The 23,666-nt window shown below is 64.7% G+C and carries 17 protein-coding genes, 1 tRNA gene and 1 pseudogene; 10 read left to right on the top strand and 9 right to left on the bottom strand.

Annotated elements, in window-relative coordinates:
* Positions 1 to 55: 55 nt before the first annotated feature.
* On the top strand, positions 56 to 2,563 hold the full coding sequence (locus D7006_RS17880) for a circularly permuted type 2 ATP-grasp protein (RefSeq protein WP_371744962.1): 2,508 nt from the start codon (positions 56 to 58) through the stop codon (positions 2,561 to 2,563).
* A gap of 156 nt (positions 2,564 to 2,719) precedes the next feature.
* Entirely contained in the window at positions 2,720 to 3,604 is an 885-nt protein-coding gene (locus D7006_RS17875; RefSeq protein WP_229645333.1) for a transglutaminase family protein, read from the top strand.
* A 4-nt stretch (positions 3,605 to 3,608) separates the two neighbouring features.
* On the opposite strand, the gene D7006_RS17870 is transcribed toward D7006_RS17875, so the two are convergent.
* The 5 genes from D7006_RS17870 to D7006_RS17850 all read right to left on the bottom strand — a co-directional run bounded on the left by D7006_RS17870 (position 3,609) and on the right by D7006_RS17850 (position 9,671).
* Positions 3,609 to 4,931, bottom strand: a complete 1,323-nt coding sequence (locus D7006_RS17870) for a TRAP transporter large permease (protein WP_229646803.1) — start codon at positions 4,929 to 4,931, stop codon at positions 3,609 to 3,611.
* Positions 4,931 to 5,437 carry a TRAP transporter small permease subunit gene (locus D7006_RS17865; RefSeq protein ID WP_237354008.1) on the bottom strand — a complete coding sequence of 169 codons (507 nt, stop codon included), beginning with the start codon at positions 5,435 to 5,437 and terminating at the stop codon, positions 4,931 to 4,933. Before D7006_RS17865 ends, D7006_RS17870 begins: the two co-directional genes overlap by 1 nt.
* Before the next feature lie 99 nt (positions 5,438 to 5,536).
* Positions 5,537 to 6,541 (bottom strand): TRAP transporter substrate-binding protein DctP, encoded by a 1,005-nt coding sequence (gene dctP, locus D7006_RS17860; protein WP_229645335.1) that lies wholly within the window; start codon positions 6,539 to 6,541, stop codon positions 5,537 to 5,539.
* A gap of 168 nt (positions 6,542 to 6,709) precedes the next feature.
* The gene (locus tag D7006_RS17855) at positions 6,710 to 8,239 is read right to left on the bottom strand and encodes a malonyl-CoA synthase (protein WP_237354007.1); all 1,530 of its coding nucleotides are present in this window, start codon (positions 8,237 to 8,239) and stop codon (positions 6,710 to 6,712) included.
* Positions 8,240 to 8,300: 61 nt separating this feature from the next.
* Positions 8,301 to 9,671: a malonyl-CoA decarboxylase gene (locus D7006_RS17850; protein ID WP_237354006.1), complete on the bottom strand. Its 1,371-nt coding sequence runs from the start codon at positions 9,669 to 9,671 to the stop codon at positions 8,301 to 8,303.
* 304 nt (positions 9,672 to 9,975) lie between these two features.
* On the opposite strand from D7006_RS17850, the gene D7006_RS17845 reads away from it, so the two are divergent.
* The 4 genes and pseudogenes from D7006_RS17845 to D7006_RS17830 all read left to right on the top strand — a co-directional run.
* Complete coding sequence (locus tag D7006_RS17845) at positions 9,976 to 10,650, top strand: GntR family transcriptional regulator (protein WP_237354005.1); 675 nt, start codon at positions 9,976 to 9,978, stop codon at positions 10,648 to 10,650.
* Positions 10,651 to 11,003: 353 nt separating this feature from the next.
* Positions 11,004 to 11,080, top strand: a tRNA-Arg gene (locus D7006_RS17840).
* Between the two features lie 787 nt (positions 11,081 to 11,867).
* On the top strand, positions 11,868 to 13,886 hold the full coding sequence (locus tag D7006_RS17835; protein WP_237354004.1) for an ATP-binding protein: 2,019 nt from the start codon (positions 11,868 to 11,870) through the stop codon (positions 13,884 to 13,886).
* Positions 13,887 to 14,136: 250 nt separating this feature from the next.
* Positions 14,137 to 14,580: pseudogene (locus D7006_RS17830) on the top strand (UbiX family flavin prenyltransferase); the annotation flags it as partial.
* A 35-nt stretch (positions 14,581 to 14,615) separates the two neighbouring features.
* On the opposite strand, the gene D7006_RS17825 reads toward D7006_RS17830, so the two are convergent.
* Positions 14,616 to 16,337 (bottom strand): sulfatase-like hydrolase/transferase, encoded by a 1,722-nt coding sequence (locus D7006_RS17825; protein WP_237354003.1) that lies wholly within the window; start codon positions 16,335 to 16,337, stop codon positions 14,616 to 14,618.
* A gap of 350 nt (positions 16,338 to 16,687) precedes the next feature.
* Between D7006_RS17825 and D7006_RS17820 the strand changes: the two genes are divergently transcribed.
* Positions 16,688 to 17,647 carry an amidohydrolase family protein gene (locus tag D7006_RS17820; protein ID WP_237354002.1) on the top strand — a complete coding sequence of 320 codons (960 nt, stop codon included), beginning with the start codon at positions 16,688 to 16,690 and terminating at the stop codon, positions 17,645 to 17,647.
* A gap of 27 nt (positions 17,648 to 17,674) precedes the next feature.
* On the top strand, positions 17,675 to 17,926 hold the full coding sequence (locus D7006_RS17815) for an ester cyclase (RefSeq protein ID WP_237354001.1): 252 nt from the start codon (positions 17,675 to 17,677) through the stop codon (positions 17,924 to 17,926).
* 519 nt (positions 17,927 to 18,445) lie between these two features.
* Here D7006_RS17815 and D7006_RS17810 read toward each other — a convergent pair.
* The 3 genes from D7006_RS17810 to D7006_RS17800 form a co-directional block, all read right to left on the bottom strand.
* A complete protein-coding gene (locus D7006_RS17810) occupies positions 18,446 to 19,261 on the bottom strand; it encodes an oxidoreductase (RefSeq protein ID WP_237354000.1) in 816 nt (271 codons plus the stop codon).
* Between the two features lie 113 nt (positions 19,262 to 19,374).
* Complete coding sequence (locus D7006_RS17805) at positions 19,375 to 20,376, bottom strand: NADP-dependent oxidoreductase (protein ID WP_237353999.1); 1,002 nt, start codon at positions 20,374 to 20,376, stop codon at positions 19,375 to 19,377.
* A 92-nt stretch (positions 20,377 to 20,468) separates the two neighbouring features.
* Positions 20,469 to 21,257, bottom strand: a complete 789-nt coding sequence (locus tag D7006_RS17800) for an SDR family oxidoreductase (RefSeq protein WP_237353998.1) — start codon at positions 21,255 to 21,257, stop codon at positions 20,469 to 20,471.
* A 109-nt stretch (positions 21,258 to 21,366) separates the two neighbouring features.
* On the opposite strand from D7006_RS17800, the gene D7006_RS17795 reads away from it, so the two are divergent.
* Positions 21,367 to 21,930 carry a TetR/AcrR family transcriptional regulator gene (locus D7006_RS17795; RefSeq protein WP_237353997.1) on the top strand — a complete coding sequence of 188 codons (564 nt, stop codon included), beginning with the start codon at positions 21,367 to 21,369 and terminating at the stop codon, positions 21,928 to 21,930.
* Between the two features lie 430 nt (positions 21,931 to 22,360).
* Positions 22,361 to 23,557, top strand: a complete 1,197-nt coding sequence (locus tag D7006_RS17790) for a DUF932 domain-containing protein (protein WP_237353996.1) — start codon at positions 22,361 to 22,363, stop codon at positions 23,555 to 23,557.
* The last annotated feature ends 109 nt before the right edge of the window (positions 23,558 to 23,666 follow it).

Genomic DNA, 23,666 nt, shown 5'->3' with positions numbered 1-23,666 from the left:
CCACCGGGCACAGGAAGATGATGCGCGGGCAGGGGTGCCCGCGGAAGGGGTGATCGTGTCGGGTGCGGAGCAGCGGAGCGAGGTATTCGAACGGGCCGCAGCCGAAAGTCTGATCGGCGGCTACCGCACACTGCCGGCCACCCGCGACGAGATGATGGATGCGGACGGCCAGCCGCGCCGTCACTGGCAGCCCTTCCTCGCCGCACTGGCAGAGCTTGGCCCCGAGGAGTTGCGCCGGCGCTTCTCCGCCGCGGACCGCTATCTCCGGGATAGCGGCGTCTTCTATCGTGTCTATGACGATGCGGGTGGAGGCGAGCGGCCGTGGTCGCTCAGCCACATGCCGCTCATCATCGGCAATTCGGACTGGGAGGCCCTCTCTGCCGGCCTCATCGAGCGCGCCGAGCTGCTGGAAGAGGTGCTTCAGGATCTCTATGGCGACGCCCATCTGGTCGCCGATGGCGATCTGCCAGCGGCGGCTGTGGCCGGCAGCCCGGAATTCCTGCGGCCGCTGGTGGGCGTGCGCCCCGAGGGTGGGCGCTTCCTGCGCGTCTACGCCGCCGACGTGGGGCGTGGCCCGGACGGGCGCTGGTGGGTGCTCGCCGACCGCACCCAGGCGCCATCCGGCGCCGGCTACGCGCTGGAGAACCGCCTCGCCTCGACGCGCGCGCTGCCGGATGTCTCGCGCAACCTGAACATGAAGCGCGTCGCCGCCTTCTTCCAGGCGCTGCGCACCTCGCTGATGAAGCTCGACCGGACGGGGGAGGGCCGCATCGGCCTCCTCACCCCCGGGCCGCTGAACGAGACCTATTTCGAGCACGCGCTGCTCGCCCGCTATCTCGGCTTCCTGCTGGTGGAAGGCGAGGACCTCACCGTGCGGGGCGATACCCTGCATGTGCGCACGGTGGCGGGCCTTAGGCGCATCGACGTGCTGCTGCGCCGCCTCGACTCCGATTTCGCCGACCCGCTGGAGCTGAACGCCCGTTCGCGCCTCGGCGTGCCCGGGCTTGTCCAGTCGGTGCGCATGGGGGGCGTGGCGCTCGCCAATGCGCTCGGCTCCGGCATCGTGGAGGCGCCGGCGCTGCTCGCCTTCCTTCCGCGCATCGCCACCCGGCTCACCGGGCGGCCGCTCAGCCTGCCCCACGTCGCCACCTGGTGGTGCGGCCAGCCGGCCGAGCGGGCGCAGGTGATGGAGCATCTGGACGAGCTCGTCATCTCCTCTGCCTTCGGCCGGGCGCTGCCGGGACTGCCGGATGGCGGCTCGGTGCTGGGCGCCGACCTCACCCAGGCCGACCGGCGGCGCCTTTCCACCCTGCTCGCCCGCCGCGGGGCGGACGTGGTGGGCCAGGACATCGCCCGCCTCTCCACCACGCCGGTATGGACCGGCGAGAAGCTCACGCCCCGCCCGTTCATGCTGCGGGTGTTCCTCACCGCCACCGAAAAGGGCTGGTCGGTGATGCCGGGCGGCTTCTGCCGCATCTCTTCCGCCGCTGACGCCCGCGCCGTCTCCATGCAGAAGGGCGACCGCTCGGCGGACGTGTGGGTGCTGGCGGACGGCGAGGTGGCCGACACCACGCTGCTGCCGAGCCCGGACAATGTGAAGGTCCGCCGCTCCTCCGGCACCCTGCCGAGCCGTGCCGCCGACAACCTCTTCTGGCTCGGCCGCTATGTGGAGCGGGCCGAGGCGACGCTGCGCCTCTCCCGCGTGCTGGTGGGCCGCCTCGCCGAGAGCGGCGACACCGGCACCAGCCCGCTCGTGTCGCGCCTGCTGGGCCTGCTCGGAGCGTGGGGCGCCATGCCGCGCGATCTCGCCCGCGCCACGCCCACCCGCTATGCCGTGGCCGTGCTCACCCGCCGCGACGTGCCCGGCGCCCTGCCGCAGCTGGTGCAGGCGGCGCGTTCGGCGGCTTCCGTCATCCGCGACCGCTTCTCGCCGGATGCGTGGCGCGCGCTGGTGGATCTCGAGACCTGCGTCTCCCAGCCGGTCCCCGCCGCCCCCTCCGAAGCCGATGTGGCGGAGCGGGCCGACGCGGCATTGCGCATTATCGCCGCCTTCTCGGGCCTCGCCTCGGAGAACATGAACCGGCTCACCGGCTGGCGCTTCCTGGAGATCGGCCGGCGCACGGAGCGCGCCATCGGTACCCTGCGCTTTGCCCGCACCTTCGGCGAGATCGGCGCCCCGCAGGGGTCGCTCGATGCGCTGCTGCAGGTGGCGGACAGCCTCATCACCTACCGCACGCGCTATGTGATGATGGAAGCCCGCGGCCCGGTGCTGGACCTCGTGCTGCTGGACCCGGACAATCCGCGCTCGGTGGCCTTCCAGGTGCATCGCATGGCGAACCACCTCAAGGTGCTGCCCGGTCGCGACCAGGATGCGCCGCCGCCCTTGTGGGAGCGCATCGTCGCCCGCATGCAGGCCGAGCTTGCCGCGAGCACGGCCGAGAGCTTCGAGCCGCAATGGTTCGACGCCATGGAGAAGATGCTGATGCAGCTCTCCGACGAAGTGTCGTCGCACTATTTCCTCCAGGGACATTCCCCGGAGATGACGCTCACCTTCGGCATGTGATGCGAGCCCCGCGAGCCCCAAGCCCGCGCGGCGCCTGAGCGAAAGCAACGAGACAGCCCGCGCGGCGCCTGAGCGAAAGCAACGAGACAGCCCGCGCGGCGCCTGAGCGAAAGCAACGAGACAGCCCGCGCGGCGCCTGAGCGAAAGCAACGTCAAATGCTCTACGATATTCGCCAGACCACGACCTACAGCTATCAGGTGCCGGTGCGCGTGGTGCGGCAGGTGCTGCGCATGACGCCGGTGGACCGCTTCGGCCATCAGCACGTCATCGCCCACATCCTCGATGTGGACCCTGAGCCGGCGGAGCTGGAGCAGGGCACCGACTTCTTCGGCAACGGCCTGACCTGGCTCACCATCGACCAGCCCCACGGCCATCTCTCCATCACCACCCGCAGCCGGGTGGACGTGACCGCGACGCCCCTGCCGGACCCGGCGACCACCCCGCTGGTGGACGAGGTACGCGCCGCCGCGCTGGAGGAGACGGACCTGGGGCCGGACGCGGCCGCCCACGGTCTGTTCCCGAGCCGGGCGGTGCCCATCGACAACGAGATCACCGATTGGACGGCGACCAGCTTCCGCGGCGACCGCCCCGTGCTGGAGGCCGCGCTGGAGCTGATGCACCGGGTGCATGACGAGTTCACCTACGAGCCCGGCGCCACCATCGTCACCACTTCGCCCCACGAGGCGTTCGCGGCGAAGGCGGGCGTGTGCCAGGACTTCGCCCAGGTGATGATCGCCGGCCTGCGCGGGCTCGGCCTGCCGGCGCGCTACGTCTCCGGCTATCTGCGCACCATCCCGCCCGAGGGTCAGCCGCGGCTGGAGGGGGCGGATGCCACCCATGCCTGGGCCGAGGTGTGGTGCGGGCCGGCCTTCGGCTGGATCGGGCTCGACCCTACCAACGCCATCCCCGCCGGGGACGACCACATCATCCTCGCCGTCGGCCGCGATTATGCGGATGTCTCGCCGGTAGACGGGGTGATCGTCTCGTCCGGCGACCACATCCTCGCCGTGGGCGTGGACGTGGTGCCGGTGGTGCGCTGAGGCTTCACTTCACGGGGCCCATCACCGTGTCCGGCAGCCAGGTGACGATGCCGGGAAATATGCTGAGCACGACAATGCCGCCGATCATCAGCAGCACGTAGGGCAGGGCGCCCTTCAGCACCTGGGCTGTCGGCACCTGCGGGGCGATGGCGTTCACTACGAACAGGTTCAGCCCCACCGGCGGGGTGATGAGCCCGATCTCCATGTTGATGGTCAGGATCACGGCGAACCAGTAGGGGTCGAATCCTGACGACACGATGATGGGGTAGAGCAGCGGTGCCGACATCACGATGATCGCCACCGGCGGCAGGAACATGCCGGCCACCAGCAGGAACAGGTTGATGATCGCCATCAGCACCCAGCGGTTCACGTCCAGGCCCGCGATCGAGGCCGCCACGGTCTGGGTGATGAAGAGCGAGGACAGGGCGAAGGCGAACAATTCCGCCGAGGCCATGATCATCATGATCATGACACTCTCCCTGAGGGTGGACGAGAAGATCTCGAACACCGGCTTCGGCCGGAACAGCCGGTACATGACGATGACGACGCCGAGCGTCAGGAAGGCGCCCGCGCCCGCCGCCTCCGAAGGCGTGGCGACGCCGCCGTACAGCACATAGAGCGTTCCGAGGATGATGATGAGGAAGGGCAGGACCTTCGGCAGCGCTTCCAGTTTCTGGCTGAAGGAGAAGCGGGTTCCGCGATCGTCGAAGCGGAATCCCTTGCGGCTGCAATCGTAGAGCGACCACGCCATAAACATGGCGGTGAGCATCAGGCCCGGCATCACGCCCGCCAGGAACAGCCGGCCGATGGAGGTCTCGGTGGCGATGCCGTAGACGATCATCGTCACCGAGGGCGGGATGAGGATGCCGAGGGTGCCGCCCGCGCAGATGGATCCGGTGGCGACCGACGCGGGATAGCCGCGCTTCAGCATCTCCGGAATGCCCATCTTGCCGATGGCGGCGCAGGTGGCGGGGCTCGATCCCGTCATGCCGGCGAAGATCGCGCAGGCGCCGATGTTGGAAAGCACCAGCCCGCCCGGCACCCGGTTCAGCCAGCGGTCCAGCGCCTCGTAGAGATCGCGGCCCGCGGGGGTAGCGGCGACCGCTGCGCCCATCAGCACGAACATGGGAATGGAGACATAGGCGAGGTTGGCGATGCCGGCGAACATGGTCTCGGCCAGCACCTCGAACACGCCCCATCCGCTGGCCATCAGCAGGCCGAAAATAGCGGTGAGCCCGAGGGCGAAGGCGATGGGCATACCCGTGGCGAGAAGCGCGAACAGGATGCCGATGACGACGAGGCCCGACGTGGTGGGGGAGAGGGTCATCACGGGTGCGCTCCGAAGCCGTCCGTGCCGGAGATGCGGCGCACCAGTTCGGCCACGTACTGGAGGGTGAGGAGGGCGAAGCTAACGGGCAGCGGTAGAAGAGGAATCCACAATGTGATGGCGGCGACCGTGGAGGTGCGCCACTCATTCACATAGGCCTCGTGAAAGAAGATGCTGCTCGCCACCGTCATAGCGATGGCGAACAGGAGGCCGAGCACCGCCCCGATGATGCCCAGCACCCGCTGCACGGGCTTTGCCGCCATGATCTCTATGACATCCACCCCCACATGGCCGCGCGTCAGCAGCACATAGGGTGCGCCGAGGAAGACCGCGGCCGTCGCGGTGAACACCACGAAATCGGTCTGCCAGATGGTGGGCGCGCGGAACACGTAGCGCATGAAGATCATCTGGCAGATGACCACCATGGAGGCGACGAGCAGGAGCCCGGCGAGGATCGCGACGGCGCGCGACAGGAAATCCACGGCGTGGAGGAATGAGCGGGTCATGGAAGCCTCGGCGGCAAAGCGTGGGCGCGTGTGGAGCGCCACCCGCCGTCAGTGCGGCGGGCGGCGAAGGCCATCAGGGCGCGGCAGGCGCCCGCCCGGTCACTGGACGGCGAGGGCCTTCTTGATCAACTCGTCGCCACCCTTCACCTTTTCCGAGAAGTTCTTGTAGGCGCTGGCCTGCGCCACCTTGAGCCAGGCGTCATAGTCGGACGCCGACATCTCGATCACCTCGACGCCGGCTTTCTTGAAGGTGTCGACGAGCTTCTGGTCGCCCTTGCGCACCTCCTGCGCGAACCAGTCCTGCGCCTTCTTTCCGGCCGCAAGGATGGCCTTCTGCTGGTCGGGCTTAAGCCGGTCGAACACCTGCTTGGACATGAGCACCGGCTCGTACATGAACCACAGTGCATTGGCGCCCGGCGCGGTGAGGCACTTCACTTGCTCGAACAGGCGGTAGGAGACGAAGCTCTCAGAGGAGGTGTTGGTGGCATCCAGCACGCCCGTCTGCATGCCCGAATAGATTTCGGAGGACGGCATCGAGGCGATGGAGGCACCGGCGGCCGCCAACATCTGCTCGAAGGCAGGACCGGCGGCGCGCGTCACCTGCCCCTTGATGCTGTCGGGCCCGGTGATGCAGCCCTTCTTGGAGGCGAAGGCGCCGGAAAGCCAGGCGTCGGCGATCACGATGGCGCCCTGCGCCTCGACGATCTTCTTGATGTCCTGCATGAAGGGTGAGCTGTTGAGCCGATCAGCCCGGTCGAAGTTGCGCACCAGGCCTGGCATCAGCGTCACCGAGAACTGGGGCACGCGGCCGGAGGCGTAGTCGAGCGGGAAGGACGAAATGTCGAGCTGGCCCTTCGTCAGCGCGCCCCATTGCTCGTTCGCCTTGTACAGCGAAGCGCCGGGGAAGACCTGGATCTTGATGCCGACATTGGCCGCCGCGACGTCGCGGGCGATCATCTGCACCATCTCGTCGCGCGGGTCTCCCTTGCCGCCCGGAAACTGGTGCGAGGCGCGCAGGGTGATGTCCTGGGCCAAGGCCGGCGCCGAAAACGCGATGGCGCAGGCGAGCGCGCAAGCGCGCGCAATGGTCCGTGATCCGATCATGGTGTTGTCCTCCCGTGCGTCCGCCTTGGATGCGGCCTGTGGCGTTTCCCATTTCATTTTTTTGGTCGTTCGGGGTGTCCTGAGGTTTCCCGCCTCCGGCTCCCCGTCCTGTCGGCCGCGGCGGTTGCTCCGCCGTCGGCCCTGTGTCCCGCCTATGTGGCGGGTGTCTTACGCAACGTTACGATAAATGTCCTTGTAGGTATCCCGAAGGATATTCTTCTGCACCTTGCCCATGGTGTTGCGCGGCAGTTCGGAGACGAAGAATACGCGCTTGGGCTGCTTGAACTTCGCAAGACGATTTTCGAGGGCGCGGTGGACGGCCTCTTCCGTCAGCGTCGCCTCCTTCTGGGCGACGATGACGGCTGTGACGCCCTCGCCGAAATCCGGGTGGGGCACGCCGATGACCGCGCTTTCCACGACGCCCGGGATGGCGTCGATCTCGCCTTCCACTTCCTTGGGATAGACGTTGAAGCCGCCGGTGATGACCAGATCCTTGCCGCGGCCGACGATGTGCACGTAGCCCTTCTCGTCGATCTTGCCGAGGTCGCCGGTGATGAAGAAGCCGTCGCGGAACTCGGAGGCGGTCTTTTCCGGCATTCGCCAGTAGCCCTTGAACACGTTCGGCCCCTCAACCTCGATCATGCCGATCTCGCCGGTGGGAAGCACCGCGCCGGTCTCCGGATCGGTGACGCGCGCGCTGATGCCGGGGAGGGGATAGCCCACCGTGCCGGCGATGCGCGCGCCGTCATAGGGGTTGGATGTGTTCATGCCCGTCTCGGTCATGCCGTAGCGCTCGAGGATGGCGTGGCCGGTCCGCTCCTCGAAGGCGCGATGGGTCTCGGCGAGCAGCGGCGCGGAGCCGGAGATGAACAGCCGCATGCCCTTCGTCGCCTCGCGGGTGAGGCCGGGCTGGTCGAGCAGGCGCGTGTAGAAGGTGGGCACGCCCATGAGCGTCGTCACCTTGCCCGCCGACATGAGGGCAATGGCCTCCTTCGGATCGAACTTGGAGCGGAACTCCATGCTCGCGCCGGCCAGCAGGATGATGTTGGAAGCCACGAACAGGCCGTGGGTGTGGAAAATGGGCAGCGCGTGCAGCAGCACGTCGTCCGCGGTGAAACGCCAGTAGTCCTTCAGCGTCTGCGCATTGGAGAGCAGGTTGGCGTGCGTGAGCATGGCGCCCTTGGCGCGGCCCGTGGTGCCCGAGGTGTAGAGAATGCCCCCGAGATCCTCCGGGCCGCGCGCCGCGTCCTCGAACGTATCGGGGAAGGCGGCGGCGGCATCGGTGAGGGAGCCCTTCCCGTCGGTGCCGAGGGTCTCCACCGCGCCGACGCCGAGCCGGGTGGCCAGCGCCCGCGCGTCCTGCTCGATCTCCGGCCGGCACACGAACACGGCGGGCTCGGCGTCGGAAAGGAAATACTCGACCTCGTTCAGCGTATAGGCCGTGTTGAGCGGCAGATAGACCGCGCCCGCGCGGATCGTCGCCAGATAAAGCGCGAGGGCGGGCCAGGATTTCTCCACCTGCACCGCCACCCGGTCGCCGGGCTTCACGCCGCGCGCGACGAGGAGGTTGGCGAGGCGGGCGGACAGGGCGAGCGCGTCGCCATAGGTCTCCACCGTCCCGTCCATGAGGCGGGCGAGGGGCTTGTCCATCGCCGGGATGGCGGCGCGGATGGCGCTGAAAAGGTGGTTCTCGGTCATATCTTCGTCTCGTTGGCGGCTGTGCCGGTGGCGCGGCGGTCAGCTCAGGACACGGGCAAGTTCAGGAAGCCGGAACGAGGGCGCGGGCGCCCGCATCCGCCCGCAGCAGCTTCTTCACCGCCGCGCTCGCGACAACCTCGCCCTTGCCGGCGAAGGCCTCGTGGTTCTTCTCGATGTCGTTGAGGACATAGCGGTAATTCACCATGAGCCCCGCCGCCTGGGCGATGCCCTTGGGCGAGAGGTCGCCCATGGGATTGATCTTCTCCAGCCGCGCGCCGTTGCCGAGGTGGAAGCGGGCCACCGGGTCCACCGGCTTGCCCTTGGAAGTGCGGGCGACGAGGAAATAATAGGCCGCGGCGGCGTTCAGCACCGGCGTCAGCGCCTCGCGCACTTCCGCCTTTTCGGCCCAGTCCGGCGTATCCAGCGCCTTGAGCGTCTCCTTGTCGGCGGCGGTGAGGGCGGCCGGCGTCTCGGCCTTGCGCTCGCCGTCGAGCCAGGCGCGGAAGCCGGGGACGGGGGAGAGGGTAACGAAGGTGGTGAGCGAGGGGATCTCGCGGGAAATCTCCTCCACCACCTGCTTGATGAGGAAATTGCCGAAGGAGACGCCGCCAAGCCCGCGCTGGCAGTTGGAGATGGAATAGAAGACGGCCGTGGTGGCCTTCTCCGGCTCCAGCAACTCGCGCGACTGGTCCAGCACCGGGGCGATGGCGCCGGGAATGTCCTTGGTGAGCGCGACCTCCACGAAGATCAGCGGCTCGTCCACCAGCGCCGGATGGAAGAAGGCGTAGCAACGCCGGTCCGGGCTGTCGACGCGGGCGCGCAGGTCGTTCCAGTCGCGGATGGCATGCACCGCCTCATAGCGGATGATCTTCTCCAGCACATTGGCGGGCGTCGACCAGTCGATGCGTCGCAGCACGAGGAACCCCCGGTTGAACCAGGACGAGAACAGGTGGCCGAAATCGCGATCCACGGCGGCAAGGTCGCGCCGGTGGACCATGGCGTCCATCAGGTGCTCGCGCATCCGGACCAGGGAGAGGGTGGCGCCTGCGGCCATGTTGAAGCGGCGGAACAGCTCCTGCCGGCGCGGCTCGCTGGCAAGGTGCAGTTCGGCCGTCGCCGCATCCGATCCGGTGCGGCCATAGCTGGCGATCGCCGCATCGAGACGGGCGCGGTCCGGCCCGAAGGTCTCGGCCAGCGCCTCGAAGAAGGCGATGCGCTCGCCGGTCTTCATGCGGGCGTAGCGGTCGAGGATGTCGGTGGCGAGGGCCACGCCCGAGGCTTCGCCGCGACCGGAGAGAAGCTGTTCGCAGCGTTCCACCAGCGTCGCCGCCTTGGTGGCGCCGGACGTGCGGGTGTTGCGGTCGAGCAGGGCGCGGCCGCGATCCGCGATGGTGGTGAGAAGATCGCCGAAGAAGGACGCGTTCGAATTCATCGCCGCACTCCACCAGCCCCGCTACCGGACATCCCCACCGTCATGGGACGGCGCTCGGTCCGCGAAGGCAAGCCCAAGGCCGCCCGCCGGAGCGTTCTCTTTCGGGTGATCCCGCTTTGGGTCTGGGGCAAAAGTGGCGCTCCGGTATCAAGATGTGGCATCTTCCAGGATCCCCGCGGCGTCTGTCGGCAATAGAAATCCAACTGCATTTTTTGTCAATATTCATGTATGCAAGATTTTCTCTCTTGCATTGAATGGCCGGACTCGGCTTTCTGATGACGGGGAGTTCGCAAGGAGCGCCGTCGTGCGGGGAGAGCAGACGCCGAGGCTCAGGGAGGCGCTGGAGGACGACATCGTCGCCGGCCGGCTGAAGCCCGGGCAGCGGCTCGACGAGGTGGGCCTCGCCGAGCGGTTCGGCGTTTCACGCACGCCCATCCGCGAGGCGCTGATCCAGCTCTCGTCGTCCGGTCTGGTGGAAATCCGCCCCCGCCGCGGCGCCTTCGTGGTGCTGCTCGGCCCGCGCGAACTCATCGAATCCTTCGAGCTGATGGCCGAGATCGAGGCCTCCTGCGGCCGGCTTGCCGTGCAGCGCATGGGCCCCTCCGACCGCGAGGCGATCTCGGACGCGCACGAGACCTGCCGCATCGCCGCCGCCGCGGGCGACGAGGAGGCCTATTATCCCGCCAATGCCCGTTTCCACGCCGCCATCTATGCCGCCACCGGCAACCGGGTTCTGGCAGGGGAAGCACTGAGATTGCAGCGGGGGCTCCAGCCCTATCGCCGCCTGCAGCTGAAAGTGCCGCGCCGCGTGGAGGCGTCCTTCGCCGAGCACCAGGGCATCGTCGACGCCCTGTTCGCTGGCGACGGCCCGCTCGCCGCCGAGCGCCTGCGGGCCCACGTGCTGGTGCAGGGCGAGCGCTTCATGACGCTGCTTGCAGCACTCCATGCCGAATCGGAGGCGCTGGAGGACGCCGGCTGATGGCTCTGGGGATGTCCTCTGTCCGGCGTGAGGCGCTCCTGCCCCCGCCTCACTCCGGCGCCGCAACAGGGCCAATCGCGCTCCGGCAAGGCTCCGCTGGTCATCCGCACTGCGCCGTGGACACCGCCCCATCCCCTGTTGCCGCGCCGCAAGCCTTCCGATAAAAGAAACCCGCTCCTGCGCCACGCACCCGTAGCTCAGCTGGATAGAGCGTTGCCCTCCGAAGGCACGTGTCAAGCCGGCCGATGCGAAAAGTGCGAGGAAAAGAGTTTTTGAATTCAATGGCTTGTGAGGGTTGGCTCGTGGAGCTTAACTTTCGCAGGAAATCCGAGTAAGCACTGCGTAAGCAGCAGGCACCCGTAGCTCAGCTGGATAGAGCGCCGCCCTCCGAAGGCGGAGGCCACACGTTCGAATCGTGTCGGGTGCGCCATTGCAATCAGAAGTTGCTTTGGTATTTGCGCGGAAGTCGCGTTTTTCCATCCTGTCGCTGGACGCTCATTGACCGCCTTGGCAAGATCGGGGCGCGGCTCCCGCCTGGATCTGAATCTCGTTTTCTCCAAAATTCGACGGTCTATGAGACGCTCGGCTCGCCGAGCCTGCTTCCACGGCGGCCCCTGAAGAGCACGGAAGTCGGCAGACGCCCGATGCCTCCCCGCCGCTCACAGATCGTCAATCTCAAGCACCTGGTCCGCTCCCGCCTCCCGTCACATCGAGCTTCTGTCCCTTCAACTCGCGACCACCTCTCCCTCCTTGTGGGAAGCAGGCGCTATATGACTGTCCTGAAGACGGGAGCACCAAGAACTGGGGGCCCCTACCACGCTTCCGTCGGGAACTGTGTTTCCGGATTTGCTAAGCCCCGAATGAACGGGAAGCCCGGGGCTGACCTCACTGCAGAGGCAAAAGATGACCCATAGCGGCACCTCAGTGAGGCGGTGGCGAACGTCCGCTGTGCGCCCCATCTCGGTCATTCATCTGGAAACGGCCGCGGCCCAAAAGCGGACATTAGTGAAATGCGGCGCGTAGGCACCCTTGCGCCAATAGCTGAAATTGGTGGAACGCCTGAAAACGGACGAAGGCGGAGGGCCTTGAACCTTCGACCTTGTGTTTAGTGAGCGCGATAGGGCTTCAGCTGAACCCACACCTTGTTGCAGAGGTCACCCTAGCGCCAAGCCCGAGCGTCATGCCAAACTTATGCGCTAAGACCATGGGGCAATCGTATGACGGTTCTGCAGCTAAAGGCACAGCAAGACGCTCTTCAAAAGGCTGCAACGACCCGAGACCCAATTAAGGCATTGGCCGAGTTCGTCTGGAACGCCCTTGATGCGGACGCAACCGAGATAGCCGTGGAGCTTGACCGCAACGCTCTTGATGGCCTCGACGGCATCGCAGTGCGAGACAACGGTAAGGGTATCACTGGCGAACGCGCCAATACCGATTTCGAGAACTGGGGCGCATCCTGGAAACGCAGCCGATCTCGAACGGACCTCAACAGGGCGATCCACGGCAAGGAAGGCCAGGGTCGCTTGAGATTCTATTCGCTCGCCGACAAAGCGCGATGGGCAAGTATTTATGAGGCCGACGGCGAGCTTCGAAAGCTCACAATCGACATCTCCGCGAACGCCCTGGGTAAGGCCGACGTGCAAGAGGCTGAGTTGGGTGAGCACGATAGGAACACGGGAACCGTGGTCGTCCTTCGGCCCCTAAAGGAGAAATACGACTGGTTGAGTACGGATGAGGCGCGGCTCGAGTTCACCGCGATTTTTGCGCCCTATGTATTGCAATATCCCGACGTCGCGATCATTTTCGACGGACGAAGGATCGAACCTGCGTCGTCTATTGTGAACGCGCGCGAACTCCCCGCGCATTCCGTGATCTGTCCGACACGAATAGTCAAAGATCTCACGATCAAAATTATCGAATGGAAGCAAAGCACTGGAGGGCGCAAAATCCACTTCGGGGGAGAAAGCGGCGTTGTCCTAGGATCGTTGCCGGCCAATGTGACAGCACCTGGGTTCGAGTTTTCTGCTTACGCTTACACCCCGTTCTTCCAAGAAATTGCGGACGCCAACCTCCTGGAGATAGATGGCCTGAGCGATCCCGATTTCGCTGCCGTCGTCGAGCACATTCGCACCGAACTTACGGACCACTTCAGAGCCCGGCTGGCCGAGAAATCTGGGGAACTTATCCAGCAACTGAAGGATGATGGCGTTTACCCATACGAGGGAGATCCGAAGGATGAGGTCGAAAAGCGAGAGCGACAAGTTCTAGATATCGCGATTCATGCTGTGGCGTCGTATTCCCGCGATTTCAAAAAAGCTGAAAATCCACTGAAGAAGATGACATTGGGGTTGCTGCGAGAAGCCTTGCGACATAATCCCGAAGCCATCCATATCATCCTACACCATGTATTCAATCTACCACGCAGCCGGCAAGATGAGTTTTCGAGCCTTCTTCAAAAGACAAACCTCGGCAATATAATCTCTGCATCGACACTCATCGCCGATCGGATCGTCGCGCTTGAGGTTCTAAAGGGCGTCGTTTTCAATCCTATCCATCGTCGGACGGTCAAGGAACGGGGTGAGTTGGACGTTCTGATCCAGGCAAATACCTGGATTTTCGGTGAAAATTTCCACATCACCCTCGCCGAAGCCGGACTTACCCGCGTCATGGATCGCGTCTCCGAGGAGCTCGGCGCGAAGCGACGGAAAGGGCGGGTTTCAAAATTGGACGGCTCGACGGGACGTGTAGATTCATTTCTCGGCCGTATCGTTCCACATCCCCACGCTCTGCATCGCGAGTTTCTATTAATAGAACTCAAGCGCCCATCCTTAACGATTACACGAAAAGAGCTGGATCAACTTGAGGATTATGTCAATGCTATCCAGGAATTACCGGAATATAAAGATACTTCAAATATGTGGCATTTCTATCTAATCACTGGAGATTACGACGAAACCGTCAAAAGCCGCGTGACGCAGAAGGATCGGCCCGTTGGCTTACTAATGGAGCACCCGTCGCATATGGTTTGGGTGAAAACCTGGGGACAGATCGTCCGTGAATGCGAGGCTCGGCTTCACTTCATCGCTGAAAAGCTCCAGGTCGAAGTCACGACGGACGAAATCGAAGCTCGAATAGCGCAACTAAAGGCATCGATTTTGAAGATCGACCCAAGGAGTCCGCCCCCGGCCGACGTGGATGCGCAGGCGGATGCTGAGGATATGAACGCACCAGCTTAACCATGATTTCAACAAATGCTCAGGTCTCAGGACGCTTACGAGCCGATCAAATACTCGCTATTAAGGATATTTCTGTTCACACATGGTCACTGCATCGGATATGCAACACATACGTCTAAAAGTAGAAAGGTCGTTTCAGGAATTTTGCCTCAAGCTTGTACGCCGCTATTGGAATGATAACTATGCAGAATACACGGTCGTCGAGGGCAAGCACAAAGGGGCGCCGATATAACGGGCTCTGACCGCAGACGACCTGCGGAGCCTTGCCGACGTCGTATATGCGCCGGGTGACATCGGCGCGCCGATCTCCAGTGGCTCCTTCAGAACCATGGGCATGATCGTCGCGCCCTGCTCGATTCGGAGCATGAGCGAAATCGCCCATGGCGTAACCGCGGGACTTATCAGCCGAGCGGCGGACGTCTGCTTGAAGGAGCGCCGCCGGCTTGTGCTGATGGTCAGGGAAACACCGCTTCACGCGGGACATCTGAGGAGCATGTTAACGATCACGGAGATGGGCGGCATCATCGCGCCGCCCGTCCCCGCGTTCTATTCTCGGCCTCAATCCCTCGACGACATGGTCACTCATACGATTGGCCGTGTGCTTGACCTCTTCGACCTGGACCTCACCTCCTTTCCCCGCTGGGGGGAGGAGGGCGGAACGGCGATCTCGGACAAGGTCTCGGTTGGCGAATGAAGAGGCGCTCAGGGCCCCGATGAGCAAAACGTCGCTTACCGTTCGCTCGCGGGGGGGAACGCCCATTTGCCGTCCTTAAACGGCAGGAAGCTGCCATCGTCCACGCCGACCTCGGCGGCGATGAGACCGTTCAGCTTGGCATTCAGCTCCATGATGAGGTCGCTCGATGCCCGCCCCTTCATGGCGAGGTTGTTCACCTCGTCGGGATCGCTCTGCAGGTCGTAGACTTCCAGATCGTTCTTCCCTGTCAGTTCCTCCCAGGTCGTGGGCGTGTTGAAGCCCTGCGGGGAGAAGTAGCGGGAGAAGCGGTAGCGGCCATCGAACACGCTGCGAATGGAGCAGCGCAGCTGGAAGTCCGGTGGTTGCTTTTCCATCGCGGCGATGCGTTGGGCGAGCGGGACCGACGTGTCCGATTTCACGTCGAAATGGGCCGCCCAGCGAGCGTCCTGATAGCTCAACATGTTGTAGCAGAACAGCGATCCCGGCCGCAGCGTATCCGGCTTGGCGGCGCCCGACGTGGTGAGCAGGGACGAGAAATCATGGCCCGGCAATCCTTCGCCCGCTTGCTTTAGCTTGTCGGGCGCCGCGCCGGTGAGCGCGAGGATGGTGGGGGCGAGGTCGATCTGCGAGGTCACCGCATTGCAGGTGAGCCCGCCGGGATAGGCGGGGTGAACGATCATCAGGGGCAGGTGATTTTGCTGGCGGTAGGTGCAATTGCCCTTGCCGCGCATCTGATGATGGCCGCCCAGCTCGCCGTGATCGGCGGTGAAGACGATGATGGTGTCATCCGACATGCCGTTGGCCTTGATCGCCTCCAGCATGCGGAAGACCTGTAGGTCACAGTCGCGAATACAGTTGAAATAGTAGTTCTGCAGCACCCGCCAGCGGCGGTCCTCGTCTGGCCACTGGCCGACCAGGAAATCGATGACCTCCTGATAGATCTGCTGCGCCTTGGGGCGGCCGGGAGCGTCGAAGGCCTGGGTGCGCGTGGACGGCAAGGGCACGTCCCATGTGGCCTTGTAAAGGTCGTTTTCCGGCGCGCGAGCGATAGGCATGGAAGTCTGCTTGCCTTGGACCGTCTGGCCCGGCAGGTCGGAATTGATGAACATCACGTCATGGGGATTGACGAAGTTCACCGCCAGATACCAGGGCTTCCCTGCCGCCTTCAGCTCCTGGCCGCGGGTGCGCAGCCAGCGGGTGGCGAAGGCCGTGGTGGTGTCGTCGTAATTATAGCCGCCCAGCGTGCGGTCGTTGATGTCGCCGACGCCGAAGAAGTCGTCGAAGCCGTAGCTTTCGATGATCTCGCGATATTTCGCGAACGGTGCGTCGATGGCCTCGTTCACCTGGTCGAGATTGATCGAAAGGTGCCACTTGCCCTGATAGGCGGCGTGATAGCCGAGCTGGGCGAGGCGGTGGCCCACCGTCTTCACATCCGTCGACATGTCCGGCTGCCACAGGGCATTGGCGTTGTCGAAGACGCCGGTATGGGGAATGTGGAGCCCGGTATAGAGCGTCGAGCGCGCCGGCGAACACACGCAGGACGCAGCCTGGTGGTTGGTGAAGGTGATGCCGTTGGCCTTGATCCATTCGCGGCCCGGCACCGGAAACGGCCATGCGTCGAAGAAGTGCTCCTGGTCCACCAGGATGAACAGGATGTTGTAGCCGCCGGGCGGTGCATCGGGCGCCTTGATCGGAGACGGCGCCCGGGACGGCAGGCCCCCGGCCTGTGTCTCCTTCGGCAGAAGGCTGGCAGCCACCAAGGCGGCGCCGGAGGTGAAAATCTCTCTTCGGGATGGCACAATGGTCCCTTCAGGCTTCTTCTCGCCCATTTTCCGGTCCTCCCACCATGCGTCGAGGAATGATCAGGCCTCAATATATCGTTCCATGGGAGAAACGATTGTGTGAACGTCGTCAGCTCGAGCGAAATTTTTGTGGGAAATTGAAGGGCGCGGGCATTCACCCGCTGTCCGCAAGTAAAGGAAAAGCTTAAGCTCGGCGGAATCGTTGCGGGCTTTTCTGCACGGGACGCTCCCTTCTCATCCAGAGTTCGCCGCTGTAGATTGCGGCGTTCTCGCTTGCGCCCGCAGCCGCCAGCCCCGGAGCCCCCGTGAAAAAGATCGCCCTTGAGGAGCACTTCATCACGCCCGGGTTGGAGCCGCACATGCGGGCTGCGATGCCGCGCGTATCGGCGGAAGGCGCGGAGCACCTGACCCAGCTCATGCTCGATTTCGGCGAACGCCGGCTTGCCGCCATGGATGAGGCCGGCGTGGATATCGCCGTGTTGTCCATATCCGGGCCGGGCGTGCAGGCCGAGCCCGACCCCGCCGTGGCCGTGAAGCTCGCCCGCGACGCCAATGACCGGCTGGCGGCCGAGGTCGTCAAGCAGCCGGCCCGGTATCGGGGCTTTGCCCATTTGCCCATGCAGGATGTGCCGGCGGCAACCGCCGAGCTGGAGCGCTGTGTGCGCGATCTCGGCTTTGTCGGCTCAATGGTCAACGGCCACACGAACGGCGTCTATCTCGACGATCCCAAATACGATCCGTTCTGGGAGCGCATGCAGGCTCTCGACACGCCGCTCTATCTGCACCCGACGGATTCCTTCGTGCTGCCCTACGTGCTCGAAGGCGCCCCGGAGCTCGTGAAGCCGACCTGGGAGTGGAACTTCGAGACCTCCTCGCATTTCCTGCGCCTGCTCTTCTCCGGCGTGTTCGACCGTTTTCCCGGGCTGAAGATCATCATCGGCCACATGGGCGAGACCTTGCCCTACCATCTGTGGCGCTTTGACAGCCGCGCCGCACTCATCGTCGGCAAGCGCCCCCTCAAGGAGGTGCCGTCGTTCTATCTGAAGCGGAACATGTTCGTGACCACGTCCGGCCAGTTCGACGACGTCCCGCTGGTCGCGGCGCTCTCCGCGCTCGGGGCCGACAAGGTGCTGTTCTCCATCGACTATCCGTACGAGAATTCCGCGACGGCGGGCCGCTTCCTCGATGCCGCGCCGCTTGACGAGACGACCCGCGCGAAGGTCGCTCGCGGCAATGCGATCGACATCATGCGCATCAAGGCATGAGGAGCGCTTCAAACCAGGTACCGGGGCATGCTCGAACGAAACGTCCAAGACATATCCGATCCGCGTTTTGAAACGGACTTGGTGGTCGTTCAGCCGCCGCAGATCGGCAGCCATTTGAAGTTTGACTGCAGGCCGACGAGGCCGTTCTTGGACCTTCCGATCAACGGTCGCCGCGTAATCTTTTCCGAGAATGTCTTCTATCGTTTCGATCGGAGCCGCATCGTCCAAGTGTGGTCGGTCGTGGACAAAGCAGCGATTGAAGCTCAGCTTGGGGCCTGAAAGCGGCTGAGTGAGTTTCTCTGCGGCATTGGGCCCCTCGCGACACATCATGCCACGCCAAGCCATCCCGAGCTAAGTCGACCGGCTGCTCAGGACGAGAAGCTGCCATGACCCTGGTGGGGCGTGAGCGGCCGCGATGGGTGGTAAGCCGCAGTCGAGATCAGCCCATTTTCGCCGGAAGCTGTTCGATCTTCGGCGCCAAAGAGCTGACCGTCTGGATACGGCCCCGGAGCGGCCTGTTAGCAAAGTCCCCATTGTGGACATTGAGCTGGGAACGGTCGCAGTCCAAAGGCGGACATCCGCGAGAAATGGTTCGCAGCCACCCTTTCGCCAGAAGCTAAAGTCGGCGGGTCGTCCACAAACGGACAGTGGGCCAAATAACAGAGCCCCCTGCCAAGATGGAACGTCACAGCCGTTTCAGCCGGCCTTGCCACATACGCCCGTGCATTCTGACTTCGCGCCCGGTCTTGGTCGTCCGCAGTATGATCAGCACGAAGCAAGAGCGAGGCTGCAGCGTCCTCAACTTGGCAGGCCGAATTGCTGGCGCAGCGCCTTGTCGAACAGCCGCGCGGGCATGAGGCGACGCAGCAGGCTGACCTGCTTCGCGACCTTGCCGACCGGGTAACGCAGGCTGTGGCGCGAAGCCGTGGCCGCCCGACGCACCGCCTCTGCCACTTCTTCGGGCGTGACCGCCTTCGGCAACGACTTCCTGAGGAAGTCATGCACCCAGGCGCGGCCGCCATCATACTCCGCCTTCTTGGCGTCGGGCTCCAGCGCGCTCTGGTCGAAATTGCCGGTCACCGTTCCGGGCTCGATCAGGGAGACGCGGACATTGAAGGCGCGGACCTCGTGATCGAGCGACTCGGAATAGCCCTCAACAGCGAACTTGCTTCCGGCATAATGGGCCGAATACGGCGCGGGGATAAACCCGAGTGCGCTGCTGAGATTGATGATGCGGCCCTGCCCGCGCGCCCGCATTGACGGCAGCACCGCGTTGATGACCCGGACAACGCCGAACAGATTGACGTCGTAAAGGCGCTGAACCTGCGCGGCCGAGGATTCCTCGGCGCCTCCGAACATTCCGACGCCGGCATTATTGACGAGAACATCAATGCGCCCGGTGCGCGCAAGCACCTCCGACACCAGGGCGGCCACGGATTCGTCATCCGTCACATCGCAGGCCAGCATCGTGACCTCGCTCGGGGCGGTTCCGCCCGGTTTGCGGCTGGTGCCGAAGACGGTGAAGCCGGCCCGCGCCAGGGCTTCGGCGCTCGCCCGGCCGATGCCGGACGACGCCCCCGTCACAAGAGCGGTTTTCGGAGAGAGTGAGGACATAGCTGCTGATCCGGTTTGCGGACGAGGGAACGGGTCCGCCATCGCGGCCCAACTAGTCGCCGCCGGCCGGCGTCGTAGGGCCGGCCATGCGTCAGGGTGAGGCGATGCCGCCGTCACTTCAGCCTAAGGACAACCTTGCCTTTGGACCGTCCGGTGTCGAGATAGGCCAAGGCTTCGTTGGTCGCTTCGAACGGGAAGATCCGGTCCATGATCGGGCGGATGATCCCGGCCTCGATCAGCGCCGTGATCTGGCCCAGTTGCCCGCCATCCGCCCGCATGAACAGGAAGGAGTAGCGGACACCACGGGCTTTGGCCCTGCTGCGGATGCCGAAGCTCAGAAGGCGCATGAACTGACTCAGCATCCAGTTCAGCCCCTGCTGCCGCGCGAAATCGGCGTCCGGTGGGCCGGAGATCGAAATCAGCTTCCCGCCGGGCTTCAGCACGCTCAGGGACTTCATGAGCGTGTCGCCGTCCAGGCTGTTCAGGACGACATCGTAGCCCGTCAGGACTTTCTCGAAGTTTTGCGTCTTGTAGTCGATCACGACATCGGCGCCGAGGCTTCGGACCAGATCGACATTTGCGGTGCTGGTTGTCGTCGCGACCGTCGCGCCGAGATGCTTGGCCAGTTGAATGGCGAATGTCCCAACGCCGCCCGAGCCCGCGTGGATGAGGATCTTCTGTCCCTTGCGCAAATCGGCGCGGTCGACCAGGGCCTGCCAGGCCGTCAGCCCGACCAGGGGGATGGACGCCGCCTCCTCCATGGTCAGGTTCTTCGGCTTCAGCGCGAGATCATCCTCATGGATGGAAATCCGCTCCGCGAAGGTTCCGACCCGGCCATCGCGCGGACGGGCATAGACCTCGTCCCCCGCCTTGAAGCGGCGGACCTCCGCGCCAACCCGCGCGACCCGTCCCGCCATGTCGTGTCCCAGCACGAAAGGCGGGCGATACGGAAGAAGGGGCTTGAAGGCGCCATCCCGGATCTTGGAATCCAGAGGGTTGAGCCCGGCGGCGTGGATCTCGACCAGGACATCCTCATCACCCAATGAGGGCTCCGGCCTTTCGCCAAAGCGCAGGATGCCGCTCTTCTTGTACTTGTCGAGGATGAAGGCCTTCATGATGGTGTGCTCTCTGGTTTCCTGCGGATTGCCCGCCGCCGGTCGGAAGGACGGGACTGGTGCCGGCGCGCCCGACCGTGGCGGGCAAAGGCTCAGTCGGCCGTCCGGTAGCGCGCGGCGGCGTGTTCCTGGCGGGTGTTCGGCAGCATGGCCTGACGCGCGACCTGGAAGGCGTTCCACTGCTCCACATCGGGCAGCGGCGGGATCGTGACGGCCTCGCGGCGGTCGAACCCGATCATGGCCGCGTCGACCAGCTCATTGACGTCCATCACCCCGGCCATGGCGTCGACGTCCGCGCCGACGTGACCCCAGATCTCGGTACGCGTGGCGGCGGGGAGCACGGCCTGAACATAGACGCCCTTCGGGCCGAGCTCGAGGCTGAGCCCCTGCGACAGGAACAGCACGAAGGCCTTCGTCGCCCCATAGACGGTCATGCCGAATTCCGGCGCGATCCCGACCACCGAGCCGATATTGACGATCGCACCCTCGCCGGCCTGTGCCAGACGCGGCGCGATGGCACTGGCCAGCCGCAGGACGGCGGTGGTGTTGAGGGCGAGCAGACGCGCGACGTCCTCGGTGCCCTGCTCGATGAAGCTGCCGCCAATGGCCGTTCCGGCATTGTTGATGAGGATGCCGATACGCACGTCTTCGCGCAGGCGGGCTTCGACGGCCGCGAGGTCGGCGGGCTGGGTCAGATCGGCCGTGACGATCTCGATCGCCACGCCGGTCGCTTCACGCAGGCGAGCCGCCAGCGCCTTCATGCGCGCCGTGTTGCGGGCAACCAGCACCAGATCATGCCCACGGCGGGCGAACCGCGCGGCATAAGCCGCGCCGATGCCGGTCGAGGCGCCGGTGACGAGAACGGAGGGGTGCGCCGCCATGGGTTGCTCTCTCTTCAATTCGTAGTCATATACATGATGGTCATCATGTTTGATCATAAATATGATGACCATCATGTAACTGTCAATGACGGGGGCGGAGGAATCTGAAATGAAGGTCAGCCGCGAGCAGATGGCGGAGAACCGCCGCCGCATCCTCGAAGCCGCCAGCTCGCTGTTTCGCGACCGGGGGTTCGACGCGGTCAGCGTGGCCGAGGTGATGAAGGCCGCCGGGCTCACCCATGGCGGCTTTTATGGGCATTTCAGTTCAAAGGATGATCTGGTCGCGCAGACATTGGCCCATGCCCTCGCGGCGGACTCTGGCGGAAATGGCGATTTCAGCCATTATCTGAGCACCTATCTGTCGCCACGCCATCGTGACAATCCGGCCGCGGGTTGCCCCACGGCGGGCCTTGCCGCCGCCATACGCCACCAGACCCCAGCGGCACGCGCGGCGATGACGGAAGGGCTTCGCTCGCAGATCGCCCGTATCGAGACAGCGCTCCCGCAGGCGCATCCGGCAGACCGGCGCCGCACCGCGATTGGAAGCTGGGCGGCTATGGTGGGCGCCGTCATCCTCGCCCGCGCCATTGATGACCCCGCTCTTTCGGACGAGATCCTGGAGCAGACGCGCGCCTGGATCGAAGCGGGGATCACGGACGGGTCAGTCTTGTAATTCCGAGGCTTGCGAACGGTGTTGGATCGCATCCTCGGCTAGCAGTAGACCACCCAACAATTTGACATGGACTTCGAAGCGGAGGTTTCGAAGGTACCTTTTGGTCAGCTCCACCCTTTGGCAATTCATCGGGGCGATATGTCCGCTGCTCGTTTGAAGTCCCCAATAGCGGCCAGTCTGCCACCGGCCCCGAACCGGCCGTCCGTTGCAGCCGCAGCGAACTTCAGCCTATGGCGCACTCCAGAGGGAATGGCGGCGTGACCGTCACTCGCGTCAATGCAACCAAATTTCATCCATCCGCGTGAACCGCTCTTGTAGATTCGGTCGGCGCTCCACCTGGACCGCCGAGAGTGAGAGGTTGGTCCGGATTTCCGTGACGGGTTGAGGATCGGGAGAGAGGCTCCCGGCACCCGTCGTGGAGTTTGGTCCCATGATCGAGGTTCAGGTTCTCGAAGGACACCGCGATGCGGCGCGCGGTTACAAGGTGGATGCGAGCCGCGGCGAGCGGATCGGCCGTGTGTCCTCCGAGTGGTTCTCCCGGCCGGCGGACGAGCGCTATTTGTCGCTGTCGGAGCTCTACGGTGCGGTGCGCGGGCGGTCCGACCGGAGCCGGACGCGCACCGTGGAGAGCGCCGCCATCCGCGTCGACGCCAGCCGCGAGGCGCCGGACCGGCTGACGCTCGCGTTCCCCGGGGCAGATGCTCCAGTTGTCCCGACCCATTGGAGCTTCGGCCAGCTTGCGAGCCTCATCGGCGCGCCTGCCGCCTATCTGCGCCAGCTCCCGGCACCATTGGCCGGCATCAATCTGCAATACGGACTCACATCCCATCGTGCCGAGCAGGTCAAGACGCTCGAGATCGAAGACGGACGCGTCGAGCTCCGGGCCGTCACCGGCCCCGACTACGGCCGCATCTATGACCATGAGCTGGTGGACGCCGTGCGCCGCATTGCCGGCAACGGCACGGGCGATACCCGCTGGAAGGTGCCCGGCGTGCTCGATTGGTCGACCGGCATCTACAATCCCCGCATCGACATCACCAAGGACACCACCACGCTCTATGCCTCGGACCGGGACGTCTTCCTGTTCCTGGTGGACGACCTCAACCCCATCGAGGCCGGCCGGCTGCCGGATGGCTCGCCCGACTTGTTCTTCCGGGGCTTCTATTGCTGGAACTCGGAGGTGGGGGCGAAGACGCTGGGCATCGCCAGCTTCTATCTGCGGGCGGTCTGCCAGAACCGCAACCTATGGGGCGTGGAGGATTTTGAGGAGATCACCATCCGCCACTCCAAGTATGCCGCCTCCCGTTTTGCCCATCAGGCCGCGCCGGCCCTGGAGCGGTTCGCCAATTCCTCCCCCATGCCCTTCGTCAACGGAATCAGGGCGGCCCGCGAGCGCATCGTGGCGCGCACCGACGAAGACCGCACCGAGTTTTTGCGCCGCAAGGGCTTCTCCAAGGCCGAGACGCAGAAGGTGATCGACACCGTGCTCGCCGAGGAAGGCCGCAAGCCCGAGAGCATCTTCGACTTCGTGCAGGGCATCACAGCGGTGGCGCGGGACAAGCCGCACCAGGATGCGCGCCTCGATCTGGAGGCCCGGGCAAAGAAGCTCCTTGATCGCGCTGCCTGAGATCCGCAAAGCCGGAGATGCGGATTGCCGTGTCTCCGGCTTCATGTGGTGCCGGCTTTCCGGATCGTCGGTTCTGCGGCGCCGTCCTCAGAGGAAGAGGACGGCGCCG

The organism is Xanthobacter sp. YC-JY1, from assembly GCF_021730305.1.
GTDB classification, from domain to species: domain Bacteria; phylum Pseudomonadota; class Alphaproteobacteria; order Rhizobiales; family Xanthobacteraceae; genus Xanthobacter; species Xanthobacter flavus.
This window is presented reverse-complemented; position numbering and strand designations above follow the sequence as displayed.

Coding starts and splice junctions, on each gene's coding strand:
- D7006_RS17875 (WP_229645333.1), top strand. CDS start 2,720: ATGCTCTACGATATTCGCCAGACCACGACCTACAGCTATCAGGTGCCG.
- D7006_RS17870 (WP_229646803.1), bottom strand. CDS start 4,931: ATGACCCTCTCCCCCACCACGTCGGGCCTCGTCGTCATCGGCATCCTG.
- D7006_RS17865 (WP_237354008.1), bottom strand. CDS start 5,437: ATGACCCGCTCATTCCTCCACGCCGTGGATTTCCTGTCGCGCGCCGTC.
- dctP (WP_229645335.1), bottom strand. CDS start 6,541: ATGATCGGATCACGGACCATTGCGCGCGCTTGCGCGCTCGCCTGCGCC.
- D7006_RS17855 (WP_237354007.1), bottom strand. CDS start 8,239: ATGACCGAGAACCACCTTTTCAGCGCCATCCGCGCCGCCATCCCGGCG.
- D7006_RS17850 (WP_237354006.1), bottom strand. CDS start 9,671: ATGAATTCGAACGCGTCCTTCTTCGGCGATCTTCTCACCACCATCGCG.
- D7006_RS17835 (WP_237354004.1), top strand. CDS start 11,868: ATGACGGTTCTGCAGCTAAAGGCACAGCAAGACGCTCTTCAAAAGGCT.
- D7006_RS17815 (WP_237354001.1), top strand. CDS start 17,675: ATGCTCGAACGAAACGTCCAAGACATATCCGATCCGCGTTTTGAAACG.
- D7006_RS17810 (WP_237354000.1), bottom strand. CDS start 19,261: ATGTCCTCACTCTCTCCGAAAACCGCTCTTGTGACGGGGGCGTCGTCC.
- D7006_RS17805 (WP_237353999.1), bottom strand. CDS start 20,376: ATGAAGGCCTTCATCCTCGACAAGTACAAGAAGAGCGGCATCCTGCGC.
- D7006_RS17800 (WP_237353998.1), bottom strand. CDS start 21,257: ATGGCGGCGCACCCCTCCGTTCTCGTCACCGGCGCCTCGACCGGCATC.
- D7006_RS17795 (WP_237353997.1), top strand. CDS start 21,367: ATGAAGGTCAGCCGCGAGCAGATGGCGGAGAACCGCCGCCGCATCCTC.
- D7006_RS17790 (WP_237353996.1), top strand. CDS start 22,361: ATGATCGAGGTTCAGGTTCTCGAAGGACACCGCGATGCGGCGCGCGGT.